Genomic DNA, 18,123 nt, shown 5'->3' on the forward strand with positions numbered 1-18,123 from the left:
TGAACGACAGAAGAAAAAATCAGTTGGTGGCCGGTGCAGCCGCCGGATCCGGCAGCGGAGCAGGGTTCGCCGACAACGTACGAAGATACGCGATCAGATCGGCACGTTCCGTTTCCTTTTTCACGCCTGCAAAGCCCATGGCTGTGCCGCTGATGTATTTCTTTGGACCTTCCAGGAAGTGATTGAGGTGGTCATAATCCCAATGGACTGAGCCGCCCTGAGCAAAATCCTTGAGTGCAGCCGAATAGCTGAAACCTTCATGTGCGGCGATTGGACGATTAACGAGATCGAAGAGATTGGGTCCAACCTTGTTGGCACCGCCACTCTCCGAGGTGTGACAGCTCTGACACTTCTTGAACACCACTTCGCCCTTTGCGGCATCGGCGCTTGCAAGGAGGGTCGCGATTGGCGTTGCAACTGCTGCTTCGCTTTCACCACCGGCACTGGCACTTTCTTCTGCAACGATCGCGAAGCCTTCCTTTTCAGGAGCAGCAGAATGGAAGATCCCTTCCGACGCTATCGAAACAGACATCAGGACGAATACGGTGCCCAAAAGAGCCCCCACGCCCATGTTTACATATGAATTCATCTACAATCGCTCCCTCACAGCCGTTTGATAACAAAACGGGCCATCTTGAAATTGCATGAAAGCTATGGCTTTTGCATAGCTTGCGCAACTTGAATATGCTCCCCACTCCGTGACGTTTTGACACTTTTCGGGCGGGATTTGAAGGGTCTCGAAATGAAGAATACGGATTTAGGCAAAGCTTTGGTGCTTATCCCGGCACGGCTTGCATCCACTAGACTGCCTGGAAAACCTTTGGCGGATATCTGTGGCAAGCCGATGATCGTTCAAGTGGCTCTTCGCGCCCGTGAAGCGGGGTTGGGACGCATTGTCGTAGCCGTTGATGATCATCAAGTTTACGACGCTGTGGCCGCTGCCGGATTTGAAGTGATGATGACGCGCGACGATCATCAGTCCGGTTCGGACCGTATTTTTGAAGCCCTTGAAAAGGTTGACCCGAATCGCGAGGCTGAATTCGTGGTCAATGTGCAGGGAGACCTGCCAACCATCGAGCCAGAAACCATCCTGGCCGCGATGCGTCCGCTGGAAAATCCGCAGGTGGATATCGCCACCCTCACGGTGGAAATTGCTAGCGAGGAAGAAAAGGTCAATCCACATGTGGTGAAGGTTGTGGGCAGTCCGCTATCGGACACCCGCCTTCGCGCTTTGTATTTTACCCGCGCCACTGCACCTTACGGGCAGGGGCCGCTCTACCACCATATCGGTCTTTATGCCTATCGCCGCGCCGCACTTGAGCGCTTCGTGTCACTTCCGCCGTCCGTTCTCGAGCGCCGCGAATCACTTGAGCAGTTGCGGGCGCTGGAGGATGGCATGCGCATTGACGCAGAAATCGTGAAATCTGTTCCGCTGGGCGTCGACACGCCAGCGGATCTGGAAAAAGCCAGACGTATTCTGGCAGCAAAATCTCTTTGATCGGACTGTCCATGACAATGAAAACCAACCGCATAGCATTTCAGGGTGATTTCGGCGCAAATTCGGATATGGCCTGCCGGGACATGTTCCCGGACATGGAGCCACTGCCATGCCCGACATTTGAAGACGCCTTTATGGCCGTGGAAAGCGGTGAGGCCGATCTCGGCATGATCCCGATCGAGAACACGATTGCCGGTCGCGTTGCCGATATTCACCACCTGCTGCCGGAGTCCCGCCTCAACATCATCGGCGAATATTTCATGCCGATCCGCTTTCAGCTGATGGTGCTGCCGGGCGTCAAGCGTGATGAAATTCTCACCGTACACAGCCACATTCATGCGCTGGGACAATGCCGCAAGATTATCCGCAACAATGGCTGGAAACCGGTTGTCGCGGGCGATACGGCGGGTGCCGCCAAGCTGGTCTCCGAGAAGGGCGACAGAACCATGGCCGCCTTGGCGCCACGACTGGCCTCCAAGCTTTATGGTCTCGATATCATTGCGGAAAATGTCGAAGATACGGAAAACAATGTCACCCGTTTCGTCATTCTCTCGCGTGATGAAAAATGGGAAGAGCGCAAGGACGACAACGAGGTGATCGTGACCACCTTTGTCTTCAATGTACGCAACATTCCGGCCGCCCTTTACAAGGCAATGGGTGGTTTTGCGACCAACGGCATCAATATGACGAAGCTCGAAAGCTACCAGATTGGTGGCAAGTTCGTGGCCACGCAGTTTTATGCCGATATTGAAGGGCATCCGGATGATGCCCCGGTTCGTCATGCACTCGAGGAACTGCGTTTCTTCTCAGAAAAAGTTCGCATTCTCGGCGTTTACAAAGGCCATCCGATGCGTGGCCGTTTGCAAAACGGTCAGGTCTGATCCTCACGCGGATCCCATTCCAGCCAGTCGCGCATCAACCGGTGCGCGATGGCACCCTTCGGCGGCGGTGAGCGACCGTCCGCGCCAGTCATAGCCAGAAGTGCTGCCACTTCATCACGGGTAAACCAGCGGCAATCCTCAAGCTCTGCCTCATCGCGGGTAATGTCGAATGAGGTTGCTTCAGCAAAACAGCCAATCATCAGCGTATGCGGCATCGGCCATGGCTGCGATGCGTGATAACGCACGCGACCAACCGCAATGCCGGATTCCTCATGCGTCTCGCGACGAACAGCATTTTCGATGGTTTCACCAGGTTCCACGAAACCGGCCAGGCAGGAATACATGCCCGGCGCAAAATGCGGGCCACGGCCAAGCAGGCAAAGATCGCGCTCCAGATCGATTGTCAGCATGATAACCACGGGATCGGTGCGTGGGAAAATCATGTGGCCGCAGCTGCTGCAAACTCGCTTGTAACCGCCGATTTTCAAATCCATGCGCGACGCGCAACGACCGCAAAAACGGTTGTCATCATTCCAGCGCAACAGACTGACAGCCTGCGCTGTTTCGCCCAACAGGTCCTCGTCCAGCAGTTGATCGCGGTACAGCGCACGGGCATCCACGGGTTTGAAGTGGCTTGCCAGTTCTTCTTCCGTTGTCTGCACCGGTACGGCAATTCTCGGTTCGCCATTCTGCTTGTAGCCTAGCAGGATTGCGTTGTCGAAATCGGGCTTCAGTTCAGCCAGCTCATAGGCGGCAAACAGTGGATCGAGAACCTGATCGTCATGTTTGAGAACGAGTTTTCCAGTGGTGAAGGCGAGAATATGCGTACCTTCAATGGCGAGCGCTGTTGAGACGCAATCATCGTCGCGTTTCTCGGCCTGGCGGTCGAGGGCGTTTTGTGAAAATGCAGTGAGATTACTTGCTTCGGGATGCGGGGCGTCAGTATCGAAAATAGTCGCTTTGTTCATTAAAGAGCACCGGTCAATCTTTTGATGAGATCGCGTTTTTCAGCATGGTCATAGGGTTGCGCCGTACCGTGACCCCAGATTGGCCCCGGCCAGCACGTGTCGCCCTCATTGCGGGCGATGATGTGAACATGGAGTTGGCTGACGATATTGCCAAGTGCACCTATGTTTATCTTTTTGGCTTTGGTGACAGTCTTGAGCGCTTCGGCGACCATGTTGGTTTCGAAGGTCAGCATGGCCTGGTCGAGCGGCGTCAGCTCAAAAACTTCGCTCAGACCGTTGCGCTGCGGCACCAAAACCAGCCATGGCCACCTTTTGTCGTTCTGCAAGCGCAGCTGACAAAGGCCAAGCGTCGTGATCAGTTCGCTGTCGCGCGCGATCCGTTCATCCAGTTTGAATGTGGACAAGTGGTTCCTCCATAGGATGTTTTCATTGTGATAGCAGTTTTTTGAATGCTTGGCTTGCATTTGCTTTCGATATTGCCGATATGTGCCTTCGGGAGGTTGGTGGTGGACGAGCCACTCGCCAACCGGGTCAGGTCCGGAAGGAAGCAGCCCTAACGAGCCAGGCACGGGTCGCCGTGCCAGCCTCCCACCCTTTTTTCCTGTGCCTCAGCTTTTGCCGGGCAGCTATGCCCGTAAAACAGGCCAAAACGCAAAGCTGGCGAGGGCAATGAGCGATAGCGAACAAAAAGCAGGAACCGATTCGCAGCCAACGGCTGGCTATCGCGTTCTTGCACGAAAATATCGCCCCAAGGATTTTTCTGACCTGATGGTCGGCCAGGAGCCGATGGTTCGCACGCTGACCAATGCGTTCGAAACCGGCCGCATTGCGCAGGCTTACATGCTGACCGGCGTTCGTGGGGTTGGCAAAACGACAACGGCCCGCATTCTGGCACGCGCGCTGAATTACAAGACACCGGAAATTGACCGCCCGACAATCGACTTGCGCCTACCCGGCGAACATTGTCAGGCGATCATGGAAGGCCGCCATGTTGACGTGATTGAAATGGATGCCGCCTCTCATACCGGTATCGACGACATCAGAGAAATCATTGAGCAGGTGCGTTACCGCCCGGTCTCGGCGCGCTACAAAGTTTACATCATCGACGAAGTTCACATGCTGTCCACGCAGGCCTTTAATGGCCTGTTGAAGACGCTTGAAGAGCCGCCTGAGCATGTAAAATTCATTTTTGCGACGACGGAAATCCGCAAGGTACCGATCACCGTTCTGTCGCGCTGTCAGCGTTTCGACCTGCGCCGAATCAGTGCAGCAGATCTCGTCGGCCTGTTCACGACCATCGCCGGCAAGGAAGGCATCGAAGCCGAAGCGGAGGCATTGTCAATGATTGCGCGCGCGGCCGAAGGCTCGGCGCGTGATGGTTTGTCTTTGCTGGATCAGGCAATTGCCCACGGCGGTGGCCGTGTTGAGGCGGACGCTGTCCGTGGCATGCTGGGTCTTGCCGACCGTGCCCGTATCGTCGATCTGTTCAGCCACGTCATGAAGGGCGATGTCGCTGCTGCTCTGTCGGAATTTGGCAGCCAGTATGAAGCAGGTGCAAACCCGGTCGTAGTATTGAATGATCTTGCCGATTTCACTCATCTCGTCACGCGACTGAAATACATTCCCGATGCCGCCGACGATCCGTCGCTGTCGGAAATCGAACGTGTCCGCGGCAGCGAATTTGCGCAGGGCGTTGCCGTATCTGCCTTGTCGCGCATCTGGCAGATGCTGCTCAAGGGCATTCCGGAAACGGAAAACTCCTCGCGGCCTGCCGGTGCGGCAGAAATGGTTTTGATCCGCCTGACCCACGCTGCGCATCTTCCATCACCGGAGGATGCTGCGCGCCGTCTGCAGGATATCGCTGCTGGCGAAAGCAATGGTTCGCCAATGCCATCCGGCGGCGGCAATGGTGGTGGCGCACGTGCGTCCTATTCATCCGTCCGGGCGGTCGCCTCGGCCCAATCGATGGCGGCACCGCAGCGGCAGGCATCACCCGCACCAACCGCAATGCTGCGTGCAGTGCCGGATAGCCGCCCGCAGGATATGCAGGTCGTAGCACCCCGCACGGAAGAACGTCCGGAACCAAGCGTTCCCGTCAATTCCATTCAGGATATTGCTGATCTCTGCGGCAAGAACCGCGATCCGGTGATGAAAGCCAAGGTGCGCAACTTCGTGCACGGCGTACGACTGGAGCCGGGCAAGCTCGATATCCGTCTGGGTGAGGGCGCGCCGGGAACCTTGCCAGGTGAACTGGGTGTAAAGCTCAAGGAATGGACTGGCATTCATTGGATTGTCAGCCTCAGCAAGGAGCAGGGGCAACCGACGCTGGTTGAAGCCGAAGGCAATGCGCGCACGGCTCGTATGCTCGACGCACGCCAGGATCCGGACATCATGGCGATCCTTTCACAATATCCCGGTGCAAAAATCACCGACGTGCGCATTCGCGCCCCATTGCCTGACGATAACGAGAATATTCCACCGCCAGCGGTCGTTGAATCCAGTGAAGGTGATATTCTGCCGGGCGACGACATCGAATTCTGAAAGTACGCAATTCAAGGAGTTACGACATGCGTGACATCATGGGTATGATGGGCAAGGTCAAGGAAATGCAGGCCAAGATGGAAAAGGTGCAGGAAGAAATTGCCGCCCTTGAAATCGAAGGCAAATCCGGTGGCGGTCTGGTGACCGTTATTCTGAACGGCAAAGGCGAAATGCGTGGTGTGAAGGTTGATCCTTCGCTGTTCAAGGAAGACGAAGTTGAAATCCTTGAAGACCTGATTGTTGCAGCCCACAAGGATGCAAAACAGAAGGGTGAAGCCCAGGCGCAGGAAAAGATGGCTGGCCTCACCGCCGGTCTTCCACTGCCGCCCGGCATGAAGTTCCCGTTCTAAGCGCTCATTGATCCGACATGTTTGAAGCGGTTTTGCAAAAGCCGCTTCAACTTTCCAGCATGGCGCGGAAACGGGATGCAAGCGGCGTGTCGCGATAGGCAATCCGTTCCTGTTCGCTCAGGCGACTGGGCCGAAAACGTTGAAGCACAATGGGGATGGGCAGTTTCGTGCCCTGGTAGGGCGTGAATTCCACCGCTTCACCAGCCTGCAGAAATCCACCTTTTAGCACGCGACAATAAAACCCCGGCTGGCCTGCTGCCTTGAAGCGTGGTGCAAAGTCTGGATCACCGATGCGGGCAGACAAGGTGGCGCAGGGAATACGCGCTGCGGTCACTTCCAACTCGACCTCTTGCATCGTCAACCGGTCGCCGACATGTAGTTTTGCGCTGTCGATGCCATCGATGACGAGGTTTTCGCCAAAAAATCCCGGTTCAACGGTCAGACCAAGGTCACGAGACCAGTAATCGAGATCGGCCGAGCCCATGGCATAAATGGCCTGATCCGGTCCGCCGTGATGTTTGCGGTTGCAGACAGCATCACCGACAAGGCCTTCGCGATCGACCATGACGGCGCCGTTCACTGGGTGTTTGAATATACCGGTCTTGCTGGTTTTGCCCGGCAGGATCTGTGCATCGGCTAGGCAAATGGCCTGAATTTTCATGGGATGCTTTCGCTCCTGATTCCCGTTGTCTCTTTTATGCAGTAGAGAATGCTTATGGCAAAACGAGTCACTGGTCCTGAAATTGAAAAACTGATCCAGCTTCTGGCAAAAGTGCCGGGACTAGGTCCGCGTTCCGCTCGTCGCGCAGCGCTTCATCTTATCAAGAAAAAAGAGCAACTGCTCGGCCCGCTTGGGCATGCCATGGGTGAGGCCTATGACAAGGTAAAGATCTGCTCGTGCTGCGGCAATGTCGATACGATTGATCCATGCACCGTGTGCTCAGACGATCGCCGCGACCATTCAGTCATCATCGTAGTCGAAGATGTGTCTGACCTGTGGGCGCTGGAGCGTGCAAGCGCCATGAACACTGCCTATCACGTTCTAGGCGGTACCCTTTCGCCTCTGGACGGAGTTGGTCCGGAAGACCTGAACATTATCGGTCTCATCGACCGCGCCAATGATGAAAAAGTTCGTGAGATCATCATTGCCGTAAACGCCACCGTCGAGGGGCAGGCAACTGCGCATTATATCACCGATAGACTGGCGGGTTTGCCCGTCAAGATTACGCGCCTTGCGCATGGCGTGCCGGTGGGTGGAGAGCTGGACTATCTGGATGAGGGTACGCTGACTGCAGCCCTCAGGGCGCGCACGACGATCTGAAATCCGGTCCCGGCGGGTAAAAATCCTGCGTTCAGGCACATATATGCCGTAAATTTCCGAGAAGCATCGGAGCTGATTTATTGGGAGAGAAAATGAAAACCAGATGGCTTTCCATGCTTGCCGCCACCGTTTTTCCATTGGTTCTGTCATCGGCTGCCAATGCACAGACGGCAAAACCGCCAGCTGCTGCTGCGGCCCGTTATGACGCGGAGTTTAATGCCTGGCTGAAAAAGGAGGTCTGGCCGCAAGCCCGCAAGGCTGGGGTCTCCCAAAAGACGCTTGAACGCACATTGAACGGCATCTCCATCAACTGGCAGCTGCCGGATCTGGTCATCCCCGGACAAAAACCGCCGAAGGAACAAAGCCAGAGCCAGGCCGAATTTTCATCCCCGGGAGCTTATTTCTCGGAAAAACGCCTGCAGGCCTTGGCATCAACCGGCCGCGGGCTAGCTTCAACGCATGCCACGACACTGCGCCGTATCGAGCAGACCTATGGGGTGCCTGCTTCAGTTCTTGTTGCCGTCTGGGGCAGGGAGTCCGGATTTGGCCGTGCCAAGCTGCCACATTCCGTCATCGACGTGCTGGCTACGAAGGCATACATGTCGACCCGCAAGGACATGTTCCGCAATGAATTGATTGCCGCCTTACATATCGTCGATAGCGGAGATGTCGCTGCCGACCGTATGATGGGGTCTTGGGCCGGAGCCCTTGGACAGCCGCAATTCATGCCGTCCAGCTACCTTGAATACGCGGTCGATTTTGACGGAGACGGCCGTCGCGATATCTGGAACTCGGTGCCCGACAGCCTGGCATCAATTGCCAATTACCTTGCCAAAAAGGGCTGGCAACGAAACCGCGATTGGGGTTTTGAGGTCTCCATCCCCGCCAACGTCAGTTGCGCGCAGGAAGGTCCGGATCTGGCCAAACCCGTCAAGCAATGGGCATCGATGGGTATCACCCGCATCAGCGGCAAAGGCTTCCCGTCGAACGATCTGGATGCCGCTGGCATGATGTTGGTTCCGGCCGGTCGTCACGGTCCGGAGTTTCTGGTGACGCCGAATTTTTATGTCATCAAGGAATATAACAACTCCGACCTCTACGCCCTGTTCATTGGTAATCTTGCAGACCGCATCGCTTATAATGCCGGTCCGTTCCGCGGTGAATGGGGGGCGGTTGGTTCGATGCTGCGCTCAGATGTGCTGGCCATGCAGAAAGCACTGGTTGCCAAGGGGTATGATGTGGGCAAGGCGGATGGACTGGCTGGTTTCAAAACCCGTCGCTCTCTCGGTGACTGGCAATCGAAATCCAATATCGCGCCGACCTGTTTTCCGGACGAAACCCTGAAAACCAAGCTGCGCTGACCCATCAAGCCGACCATCAATGATGGTCGGTGTGGGCCTTGTGAAAGATGTCATCGGTTGGCGGAATGGTCTGGCGTTCGATCATGCGATGAACGCGAGGACGTTTGGCGCCACGATGCAGCGTCAACAGCTTGTCCCAGGCCTCGGCATCCGCCTGGGTGCGACGGTGGTTATGCCGCACATATTCCACCCACGTCGGAACATGGTAGCTTTCCGTCCAGATGTCAGGGTTTTCCAGATCGCGCATCAGGTTCCAGTTACGCGCGCCGTCACGAATGCGGATACGCCGGCGCTCGGTCATCAGCGCCATAAACTCCGGAAGGTCCGAATCGTCGATTTCATAGTCGATGAGAATGGCGATGGGACCGCTCTGTGGTTTGATGTCGAGGCGCAGAGGCGGTTCGACAAACCTGTTCAGCGGATCGAGATTCAGCGAAGCGAAGGCTGGCATTTGCAGGAAATAGCCGACGAGGACGCCAAACAGCATCAGAAGACAGGAAAGCTGAAGGGCAAAGGAAACACCGTGGATTTCCGACAGCGCACCCCAGACCCAGCTGCCCAGTGCAATGCCACCAAAGGTCAGGGTCTGATAGAGCGAAAGTGCACGTCCAACCACCCAGCGCGGCGTCGAAAGCTGTACGATGGTGTTGAACAATGATAGCGCCAGCACCCAGCAGGCGCCAGCTATGGTAAGCGCAAGGCTCGTGAGTATGGCGTTGGTGCTGATGGCCGTCATGCCGGAACTAAAGGCAAAACCGAGGAAGGCAACACGCACGATCCATTCGCTGGAAAGTGCCTCGCGCAACCGCGCACTGATCAGCGCACCGCCAATGGCGCCGAGACCGAATGCGCCCAGCATCACGCCGTAGGTCAAGGCGCCGCCCTGTACCAGGTCACGCGCCACAACGGGCATGAGGGCCAGGATGGCACTGGCTGACAGGCCAAATAGAAAACCGCGTACCAGCACCTTGCCAATATTGGGTGACATCGCCACATAACGCATACCCGAAGAGATGGCAGCGCCCAGATGTTCCCGCGGCAATTGTGAGGTCGGTGCTGGCAACTTCCACTGCATCAGGGCGTAAATCAGCGCGAAATAGCTGAGTGAATTGACAAGAAAGGCTGCTGCAGCACCTGCTGCGGCAACGATGGCACCACCGATTGCCGGACCGACGCTGCGGGTAATGTTGAAACCCACACTGTTGAGCGTCACGGCGGCCGGCAAATCTTCACGCGGCACCATTTCGCCAACCGATGCCTGCCAGGACGGGTTGTTGAGGGCGGTACCGCAGCCAATCATGAAGGTGAAAAACAACAGCAGCCATGGTGACAGCCAGCCAAGCCAGGCAAACACCGTCAACATGACCGAAGCAACAAGCATCAGGAACTGGGCGGAGATCATGATGCGGCGACGGTCGAAACTGTCGGCTAGCGCGCCTGATATCAGTGAGAACAGCATGATAGGCAGGGAGGTCGAGGCCTGAACCAGCGCGATCATGTTTTCCGAACTGGACAGGGACGTCATCATCCAGGCCGCACCGACAGCCTGAATAAGGCCACCGAAATTGGATGCAAGGCTGGCTATCCAGATGGTTCGATAGGTCTGGTGTCTAAGGGGAGCAAGAGGCGATTTCCGGTCCGGCACGGCCTGTCCAGTAATTTTGATGTGAGTTGTTTTGTGCGAGTATAAACACACAAATGAAGGATGCCACCGTTTGAAGTGTGGAAGCGGTTAAATTGTGACAAATGGCAATATCCACTGCCTTTCTGCCGCCGTCCTTGCAATTGCGGGGATGACGGGTTATATACGGTTCAAATTCTTGATCACTTGATGAAGAGTGGAGCCGCAAGGCTCCGCTCTTTTTCGTTAAGTGGTCCCAGTTGAGAAAACGGACCAGAAAGACACATATGTCGGAATACACTACCGAGCCACGGCTTATCGTTGAAACAGGGGTTGATCGTCGGATTGCCGACATTGTCGAACCTGTTCTGACTGGCATGGGTTTCGTTCTTGTCAGAGTGCGACTTTCCAGCCAAAATGGCTCAACGCTCCAGATTATGGCTGAGCGTCAGGATGGAATGATGAACGTTGAGGACTGCGAAGCAGTTTCAATGGCGGTTTCTCCGGTTCTGGATGTAGAAGACCCGGTTGAAAAGGCGTATCATCTGGAAGTATCCTCACCGGGTATCGACAGGCCGCTGGTGCGCAAGTCCGACTTCTCGCGCTGGCAGGGTCATCTGGTAAAGATCGAAACATCGATTCTGGTTGATAACCGCAAGCGGTTCCGTGGCAAGATTGCCGAAATCGGTGCGGACGATTTTACGTTAGAGCGTGATCAGATTGCCTACGGCGAAGAGCCGACGGTTGTTATTCCGTTCAATGCTCTTTCTGACGCAAAGCTGGTGCTGACCGATGATCTCATTCGTGACGCATTGAAGGCTGACAAGCAGGCGAAAGCGGCTGCAGCCAACCAGAACGAAGAAAACGACGAAGAATAATTCCAACGTAATGCCCTTCAAAGAGGGGGCAGCTAACGCAATCATGCGACTTACGGAGACGAACAAATGGCAGTGAGTGCAAACCGGCTTGAGCTTTTGCAGATCGCCGATGCTGTGGCACGCGAAAAGGTTATCGACCGCGAAATCGTGCTTGCCGCGATGGCAGACGCCATCCAGAAAGCTGCCCGCTCGCGTTATGGTTCTGAAACCAACATTCGTGCGGATATCAATTCCAAGACCGGTGAAATTCGCCTTCAGCGTCTTCTCGAGGTTGTCGAAAAGGCCGAAGACTATTCCACGCAGATCCCGCTGGAACTGGCGCGTGATCGCAATCCGGATGCCAAGATCGGTGACTTCATTGCTGATCCGCTGCCACCAATGGACTTCGGTCGTATTGCTGCGCAGTCTGCCAAGCAGGTTATTGTGCAGAAGGTGCGTGAAGCCGAGCGTGACCGTCAGTTCGACGAGTTCAAGGATCGTATCGGCGAGATCGTCAACGGTACCGTGAAGCGCGTTGAATACGGCAATGTCATCGTTGATCTGGGCCGTGGCGAAGGCATCATCCGTCGTGACGAGATGATTCCACGTGAAAACATGCGTTACGGTGACCGCGTTCGTGCCTATGTTTACGACGTGCGTCGCGAACAGCGTGGCCCGCAGATTTTCCTGTCGCGTACCCATCCACAGTTCATGGTCAAGCTTTTCACCATGGAAGTGCCGGAAATCTACGACGGCATCATCCAGATCAAGTCGGTTGCCCGTGACCCGGGTTCGCGCGCCAAGATCGCCGTTATCTCCAGCGACAGCTCGATCGATCCGGTCGGCGCCTGCGTTGGTATGCGCGGTTCCCGCGTTCAGGCGGTTGTTGGTGAGCTGCAGGGCGAAAAGATCGACATCATTCCGTGGAGCCAGGATCCGGCTTCCTTCATCGTCAACGCCTTGCAGCCTGCTGAAGTGGCCAAGGTCGTTCTCGACGAAGATGCAGAGCGTATCGAAGTTGTGGTTCCTGATGAGCAGCTGTCGCTTGCCATTGGTCGCCGTGGTCAGAACGTACGTCTGGCATCGCAGCTGACCGGCTGGGATATCGATATCATGACGGAGCAGGAAGAATCCGAGCGCCGCCAGAAGGAATTCAACGAGCGCACCAACCTGTTCATGGATGCACTCGACGTTGACGAAATGGTCGGTCAGGTTCTGGCGTCCGAAGGCTTTGCCCAGGTTGAAGAGCTTGCCTATGTCGACCTCGACGAAATCGCCTCTATCGACGGCTTCGACGAAGACACTGCAAACGAAATCCAGACCCGTGCACGCGAATATCTTGAGCGCGTCGAAGCGGAAATGGATGCCAAGCGCAAGGAACTCGGCGTTTCCGACGAACTGCTGCAGATCGAAGGTCTGACATCGCAGATGATGGTTGCTCTCGGTGAAGATGGCATCAAGTCCGTTGAAGACTTTGCCGGTTGCGCTGCTGACGACCTGATTGGTTGGAGCGAACGCAAGGACGGTGAGACCAAGAAGTTCGAGGGTATCTTCTCGAAGCTCGATGTTTCGCGCGTTGAAGCTGAAAACATGGTTGTTCAGGCTCGTCTGCTCGCTGGCTGGATCACCCAGGAAGACCTGGATGCCCAGCAGCCTGCTGAGGAGGAGGCAGACGCCGCTGAACAGGAATGAGTGGCAAGTTACGCCAGTCGGATGCCGTCATCGAGGATGACGGCTTCGGCGCTATCAACGGTCGCATGTGCATTGTGACCCGCGAGAGCGACAAGCCAGATGATTTGATCCGGTTTGCACTTGGTCCTGACGGCGTTGTCGTCCCGGATATCAAGCGTCAACTGCCGGGTCGCGGCTGCTGGGTGAAGGCCGAGCGGCAATATGTGGAGAAAGCAATCGCGAAGAAGCTCTTCGCGCGCGCTTTCAAAAAGGAAGTGAAGGCTGGCCCTGAGCTTGTCGACATGGTTGACAGGCTTCTGGTGCAACAGCTTGCCGGAATGATGAACCTGGCCCGTAAGGCCAGCCAATTCATTACCGGCGCAACAAAAGTCGATGCGGCTGTGCGTTCCGGTGCAGCCCTTGCCGTCTTCCATGCCGCCGATGCGGCGCCGGACGGCGTTCGAAAAATAAATCAGGCCCGGACGGCCTGGCATCTCGGAATGGAAACCGAGGCAGCAATACCGTCCATTCGGCCGTTTACTGCGGCAGAAATGGACGAGTTGATGGGTCAGAATGCTTTTATCCACGCTTGCGTGCTTGCAGGGCAGGCAGGTGAGGGTGTAGTGAAGCGCGCAAACATGCTCCTAAGGTATCGCGATGGCGGTCAGTCCGGGGCAGAAGGCGGCGCTGGCCGGAATGAAGAATGACGCGGTTATCGGCTAAGGTCGACGCTGTGTTTCGGATACAGCAATTGAACGACGGGGCCTGATGTTTGTCATCCGGCCCGCGTCCGAAGGAACGGGAACGGAATGACCGACAACAACGACGACAAGACACTCAACGCACAGCCCAAAAAGACTCTCACTCTCAAGCCGAGCGGGATGAGTCAGGGTACTGTGCGTCAGGATATGGGTCGAGGTCGCACCAACGCGGTTGTAGTGGAAACACGCAAGCGTCGTCCCTCGCGTCCTGAAGACGAAAAGCAGGCTCCAGTAGCGGTTGCACCGGCTCCAAAGCCCGCGGCACCGGCAGCACCAGTTGCCGCACGTCCGCAGCAGCAGCCTGCGGCGCCTGCGCCACGCATCCACCAGCCATCTTCTGGACAGCAGCCAAACCGTCCGAACCAGCAGCAGAACCGCCCGGGTCAGCAGAGCCAGCCATCGCGCCAGCCTGATCGTCCGCGTGGCAATGTTCTCCACGATCTGTCAGCCGGTGAAATGGAAGCCCGTCGCCGCGCGCTGATAGAAGCGCAGGCTCGCGACGTGGTTGAAGCCAAGCAGCGCGCTGAAGATGAAGCCCGCCGCAAGGTGGAAGAAGAACGCCGTATTGCTGAAGAGCGTGAAGAGGCTGCACGTCGTGCAGTTGAAGAAGCTGCTGCTGCCAAGGCCGCAGCAGCACAGGCTGCCGTGGCTGAACAAAAGCCGCAGCCTGTTGCTCCACGCTCTGCCGCTGCACCACAGGCAGCCCGCCCGGACGCTCGTCCGCAAGGCTCACGCCCTGTTCCTGCAAATGAAGAACCAGCTCCGAATGCTGCAGCACGTGTCCGTCGTCCAAACACCAGCGACGATGATGATCGTGGTGTGCGCCGTGGTCCGGGTATGCCTGTCCGTGGCAAGGTTGCCACGCCGGTTCCCGCCAAGCCTGCTGCACGTCTGAAGACAGAAGATGAACGACGTCGTGGCAAGTTGACTGTGACTGCTGCCGGTCTTGACGAAGAAAAGCGTGGCCGCTCCTTGGCCTCGATGCGTCGTCGTCAGGAAAAGTTCCGTCGCAGCCAGATGCAGGAAACCCGCGAAAAGATTACGCGCGAAGTCATTCTGCCGGAAACCATTACCATTCAGGAACTGTCGCAGCGTATGTCCGAACGGGCCGTTGACGTGATCAAGTACCTGATGAAGGAAGGCCAGATGATGAAGCCGGGTGACGTCATTGACGCCGATCTGGCAGAACTGATCGCTGGCGAATTCGGTCACACGGTTAAGCGCGTTTCGGAATCCGACGTTGAAGAAGGTATCTTCAACGTGGTTGATGACGAAGGTGAAATGCTGCCACGTCCTCCGGTCGTTACCATCATGGGTCACGTTGACCATGGTAAGACCTCGTTGCTCGACGCGATCCGTAAGGCGAACGTTGTTGCTGGCGAAGCCGGTGGTATTACCCAGCATATCGGCGCCTATCAGGTTGAACAGAACGGTCACAAGATCACCTTCATCGACACCCCCGGTCACGCCGCATTTACCGCGATGCGTGCACGTGGTGCGCAGGCAACCGATATCGCCATCCTGGTGGTTGCTGCTGATGACAGCGTGATGCCGCAGACAATTGAATCGATCAACCATGCCAAGGCAGCTGGTGTTCCGATCATTGTTGCGATCAACAAGATCGACAAGCACGAGGCAAATCCTGAAAAGGTTCGCCAGCAGCTGCTGCAGCATGAAGTGTTCGTGGAATCCATGGGTGGTGAAGTTCTGGACGTCGAAGTTTCGGCCAAGAACAAGCTCAACCTCGACAAGCTGCTGGAAGCCGTGCTTTTGCAGGCCGAAATTCTTGACCTGAAGGCTGATCCAAGCCGTACGGCGGAAGGTACCGTTATTGAAGCTGAACTTGACCGTGGCCGTGGTGCCGTGGCTACCGTTCTGGTTCAAAAGGGTACACTGCGTCCGGGTCAGATCATTGTGGCTGGCGACCAGTGGGGCCGTGTCCGCGCTCTCGTCAACGACAAGGGTGAACACGTCAAGGAAGCCGGTCCGGCTATGCCTGTCGAAATCCTCGGCCTGTCCGGTACGCCATCTGCTGGTGACCGTTTCGCGGTTGTTGAAAACGAAAGCCGTGCTCGTGAAATTTCCGAGTACCGTCAGCGTCTGGCACGCGACAAGGCTGTTGCCCGTCAGACGGGTCAGCGCGGTTCGCTCGAACAGATGATGAGCCAGCTGCAGACGTCGGGACTGAAAGAGTTCCCGCTGGTTATCAAGGCTGATGTGCAGGGTTCGGTCGAAGCGATTATCGCATCGCTCGACAAGCTCGGTACCGACGAAGTGCGTGCCCGTATCGTGCATTCAGGCGCCGGTGCGATCACGGAATCGGATATCTCGCTTGCCGAGGCATCCAACGCCGCGATCATCGGCTTCAACGTCCGCGCAAATGCCCAGGCCCGTACGGCTTCGGAACGTGCTGGCATTGAGATTCGCTACTACAACATCATCTACGATCTGGTAGATGACGTTAAGGCAGCAATGTCCGGTCTGCTCTCGCCAGAACGTCGCGAAACCTTCCTCGGTAACGCTGAAATTCTGGAAGTGTTCAACATCACCAAGGTCGGTAAGGTTGCCGGTTGCCGTGTTGTCGAAGGCAAGGTCGAGCGTGGTGCCGGTGTACGTCTGGTGCGCGACAACGTTGTTATCCACGAAGGCAAGCTCAAGACGCTCAAGCGCTTCAAGGACGAAGTCAGCGAAGTGCCGGTCGGTCAGGAGTGCGGTATGGCCTTCGAAAATTACGAAGACATCCGTGCAGGCGATACGATCGAGTGCTTCCGTGTAGAGCATATCATCAGAACGCTCTAAGTTCGCTGCTCGAAACGACTAGAAAATGTGACGGGCGCCGGTTAGTCGGCGCTCGCTCCGTTTGAGGCTAATAAAATGGTAAAAGCAACTTCTTCCGCCCCGTCACAGCGCATGTTGCGCGTTGGCGAACAGGTGCGCGCCGCAATAACTCAGGTCCTGCAACGTGGTGAAGTCCGCGACGATCTCTTGGAAAAGACGGTCGTGTCGATTTCAGAAGTGCGGATGTCGCCTGATCTGAAAATGGCAACTGCCTATGTGACGCCGCTTGGCGTTGCTGATCACACCCAGACGATTGACGCCTTGAACCGGCACGCGAAATATATTCGTGGTCGTCTCGGCGCGCAATTGCGTCAGATGAAGTACATGCCGGAACTGCGTTTCCGGGATGATACGAGTTTTGACAATTACCAGAAGATCGATGCGCTGTTGCGCTCGCCGGAAGTCAGTCGTGATCTTGGAGCGTCTGCAGGCAAGGTCTCCGAAGATAAAGACGAAGAATAGAAATACGGCATGTCCAAACAGCGTAAACCACAACACCGCAAGCCCAAGGGCCGCCCGATTTCCGGCTGGCTTATTCTCGACAAGCCGTTGGATTTCGGTTCGACGGAGGCTGTTTCCAAAATCAAGTGGCTGTTTAACGCCCAGAAGGCCGGTCACGCGGGAACTCTTGATCCCTTGGCGTCCGGCATGTTGCCCATCGCCCTCGGTGATGCAACCAAGACTGTGCCATATGTCATGGATGGCCGGAAAATTTATGAATTCACGGTGACGTGGGGCGAAGAACGCGCGACCGACGACCTTGAAGGCGAAGTAGTCGAAAGTTCCGAGGCTCGTCCGGAAGAACAGGCGATCCGTGACCTTCTGGCGAAGTACACCGGTACCATTCTTCAGACACCGCCGCAGTTCTCGGCAATCAAGATTGCCGGCGAGCGCGCTTATGATCTGGCACGTGAAGGCGAAACCGTCGAAATTCCGGCACGCGAAGTCGAGATTAATCGTCTGAGCTTGCTTGCTGTTACCGATAACAACCATGCGCATTTTGAAGTCGAATGTGGCAAGGGTACTTATGTGCGTGCACTGGCGCGCGATATGGGCCGCGACCTTGGCTGTTTCGGGCATATCTCTGAACTGCGTCGCACCATGGTTGCACCATTTGGTGAAGACGTCATGGTGCCGCTTGCAAAGCTTATCGAGTTTGAGGCGGTTGAAGATCGTGACGAGCGACTTGCAGCGCTCGATGCCTTCCTGATCGATACGGCGGAAGCCCTGTCGTCGCTGCCACAGCTGGTCATTAGTGATGACCAGGCGCATCGCCTGAAGATGGGTAATCCAATTCTGCTGCGCGGCCGTGATGCCCCGGCCGATCACCCCGAGGCCTATGCCATGGCACGTGGCAAACTGGTTGCCATCGGTGAAATCGGGCAGGGAGAGTTCAGGCCCAAGCGGGTTTTCGGATAAGACCATGCAGGAGGGGGCGAGTAATCGCCCCTTTTC

At 56.3% G+C, this 18,123-nt stretch carries 17 protein-coding genes and 1 other RNA gene; 13 read left to right on the plus strand and 5 right to left on the minus strand.

All coding sequences use genetic code 11. From position 1 onward, the window contains the following. Positions 1–19: 19 nt before the first annotated feature. The gene (locus HGO37_RS12375) at positions 20–589 is read right to left on the minus strand and encodes a c-type cytochrome (RefSeq protein ID WP_192486965.1); all 570 of its coding nucleotides are present in this window, start codon (positions 587–589) and stop codon (positions 20–22) included. 153 nt (positions 590–742) lie between these two features. On the opposite strand from HGO37_RS12375, the gene HGO37_RS12380 reads away from it, so the two are divergent. Further along, positions 743–1,498, plus strand: coding sequence for a 3-deoxy-manno-octulosonate cytidylyltransferase (locus HGO37_RS12380; RefSeq protein WP_192486966.1), 756 nt, complete (start codon positions 743–745; stop codon positions 1,496–1,498). Positions 1,499–1,509: 11 nt separating this feature from the next. Continuing rightward, positions 1,510–2,379 carry a prephenate dehydratase gene (locus tag HGO37_RS12385; RefSeq protein ID WP_250983546.1) on the plus strand — a complete coding sequence of 290 codons (870 nt, stop codon included), beginning with the start codon at positions 1,510–1,512 and terminating at the stop codon, positions 2,377–2,379. Here the strand turns inward: HGO37_RS12385 and nudC are convergent. Next, positions 2,370–3,347, minus strand: coding sequence for an NAD(+) diphosphatase (nudC, locus tag HGO37_RS12390; protein WP_250983547.1), 978 nt, complete (start codon positions 3,345–3,347; stop codon positions 2,370–2,372). The two genes, HGO37_RS12385 and nudC, sit on opposite strands and share 10 nt — an antisense overlap. Beyond that, entirely contained in the window at positions 3,347–3,811 is a 465-nt protein-coding gene (locus HGO37_RS12395; protein ID WP_250983548.1) for an HIT domain-containing protein, read from the minus strand. The genes nudC and HGO37_RS12395 overlap by 1 nt, the downstream gene beginning before the upstream one ends. 31 nt (positions 3,812–3,842) lie before the next feature. Between HGO37_RS12395 and ffs the strand changes: the two genes are divergently transcribed. The 3 genes from ffs (at position 3,843) to HGO37_RS12410 (ending at position 6,238) form a co-directional block, all read left to right on the plus strand. Then, positions 3,843–3,939, plus strand: an RNA gene (gene ffs, locus HGO37_RS12400) — signal recognition particle sRNA small type. A gap of 77 nt (positions 3,940–4,016) precedes the next feature. After that, positions 4,017–5,888, plus strand: a complete 1,872-nt coding sequence (locus HGO37_RS12405; RefSeq protein ID WP_250983549.1) for a DNA polymerase III subunit gamma/tau — start codon at positions 4,017–4,019, stop codon at positions 5,886–5,888. Between the two features lie 26 nt (positions 5,889–5,914). Next, a complete protein-coding gene (locus HGO37_RS12410) occupies positions 5,915–6,238 on the plus strand; it encodes a YbaB/EbfC family nucleoid-associated protein (protein ID WP_192486971.1) in 324 nt (107 codons plus the stop codon). A 46-nt stretch (positions 6,239–6,284) separates the two neighbouring features. Here the strand turns inward: HGO37_RS12410 and HGO37_RS12415 are convergent, their stop codons facing one another. Next, the gene (locus HGO37_RS12415) at positions 6,285–6,899 is read right to left on the minus strand and encodes an MOSC domain-containing protein (RefSeq protein ID WP_250983550.1); all 615 of its coding nucleotides are present in this window, start codon (positions 6,897–6,899) and stop codon (positions 6,285–6,287) included. A gap of 54 nt (positions 6,900–6,953) precedes the next feature. Here HGO37_RS12415 and recR point away from each other — a divergent pair, with 54 nt between their 5' ends. Both recR and HGO37_RS12425 read left to right on the plus strand, forming a co-directional pair. Next, entirely contained in the window at positions 6,954–7,559 is a 606-nt protein-coding gene (gene recR / locus HGO37_RS12420) for a recombination mediator RecR (protein WP_192486973.1), read from the plus strand. A 113-nt stretch (positions 7,560–7,672) separates the two neighbouring features. Beyond that, positions 7,673–8,920, plus strand: a complete 1,248-nt coding sequence (locus HGO37_RS12425; protein WP_250983710.1) for a lytic murein transglycosylase — start codon at positions 7,673–7,675, stop codon at positions 8,918–8,920. A gap of 16 nt (positions 8,921–8,936) precedes the next feature. Here HGO37_RS12425 and HGO37_RS12430 read toward each other — a convergent pair whose 3' ends face one another. Then, complete coding sequence (locus HGO37_RS12430; protein WP_250983551.1) at positions 8,937–10,565, minus strand: MFS transporter; 1,629 nt, start codon at positions 10,563–10,565, stop codon at positions 8,937–8,939. A gap of 263 nt (positions 10,566–10,828) precedes the next feature. Here HGO37_RS12430 and rimP point away from each other — a divergent pair, with 263 nt between their 5' ends. The 6 genes from rimP to truB all read left to right on the plus strand — a co-directional run bounded on the left by rimP (position 10,829) and on the right by truB (position 18,087). Continuing rightward, positions 10,829–11,419, plus strand: coding sequence for a ribosome maturation factor RimP (gene rimP, locus HGO37_RS12435; protein ID WP_250983552.1), 591 nt, complete (start codon positions 10,829–10,831; stop codon positions 11,417–11,419). Between the two features lie 66 nt (positions 11,420–11,485). After that, entirely contained in the window at positions 11,486–13,090 is a 1,605-nt protein-coding gene (nusA, locus tag HGO37_RS12440; RefSeq protein ID WP_192486976.1) for a transcription termination factor NusA, read from the plus strand. Then, positions 13,087–13,776, plus strand: a complete 690-nt coding sequence (locus tag HGO37_RS12445; protein WP_250983553.1) for an RNA-binding protein — start codon at positions 13,087–13,089, stop codon at positions 13,774–13,776. The genes nusA and HGO37_RS12445 overlap by 4 nt, the downstream gene beginning before the upstream one ends. A 102-nt stretch (positions 13,777–13,878) precedes the next feature. Further along, positions 13,879–16,629, plus strand: a complete 2,751-nt coding sequence (infB, locus tag HGO37_RS12450; protein ID WP_250983554.1) for a translation initiation factor IF-2 — start codon at positions 13,879–13,881, stop codon at positions 16,627–16,629. A gap of 75 nt (positions 16,630–16,704) precedes the next feature. Further along, positions 16,705–17,130 (plus strand): 30S ribosome-binding factor RbfA, encoded by a 426-nt coding sequence (gene rbfA, locus HGO37_RS12455; RefSeq protein ID WP_192486979.1) that lies wholly within the window; start codon positions 16,705–16,707, stop codon positions 17,128–17,130. 9 nt (positions 17,131–17,139) lie between these two features. After that, entirely contained in the window at positions 17,140–18,087 is a 948-nt protein-coding gene (gene truB, locus HGO37_RS12460; protein WP_250983555.1) for a tRNA pseudouridine(55) synthase TruB, read from the plus strand. Positions 18,088–18,123: the final 36 nt, after the last annotated feature.

The sequence above is a fragment of the Rhizobium sp. CG4 genome (assembly GCF_023701965.1).
GTDB lineage: Bacteria > Pseudomonadota > Alphaproteobacteria > Rhizobiales > Rhizobiaceae > Agrobacterium.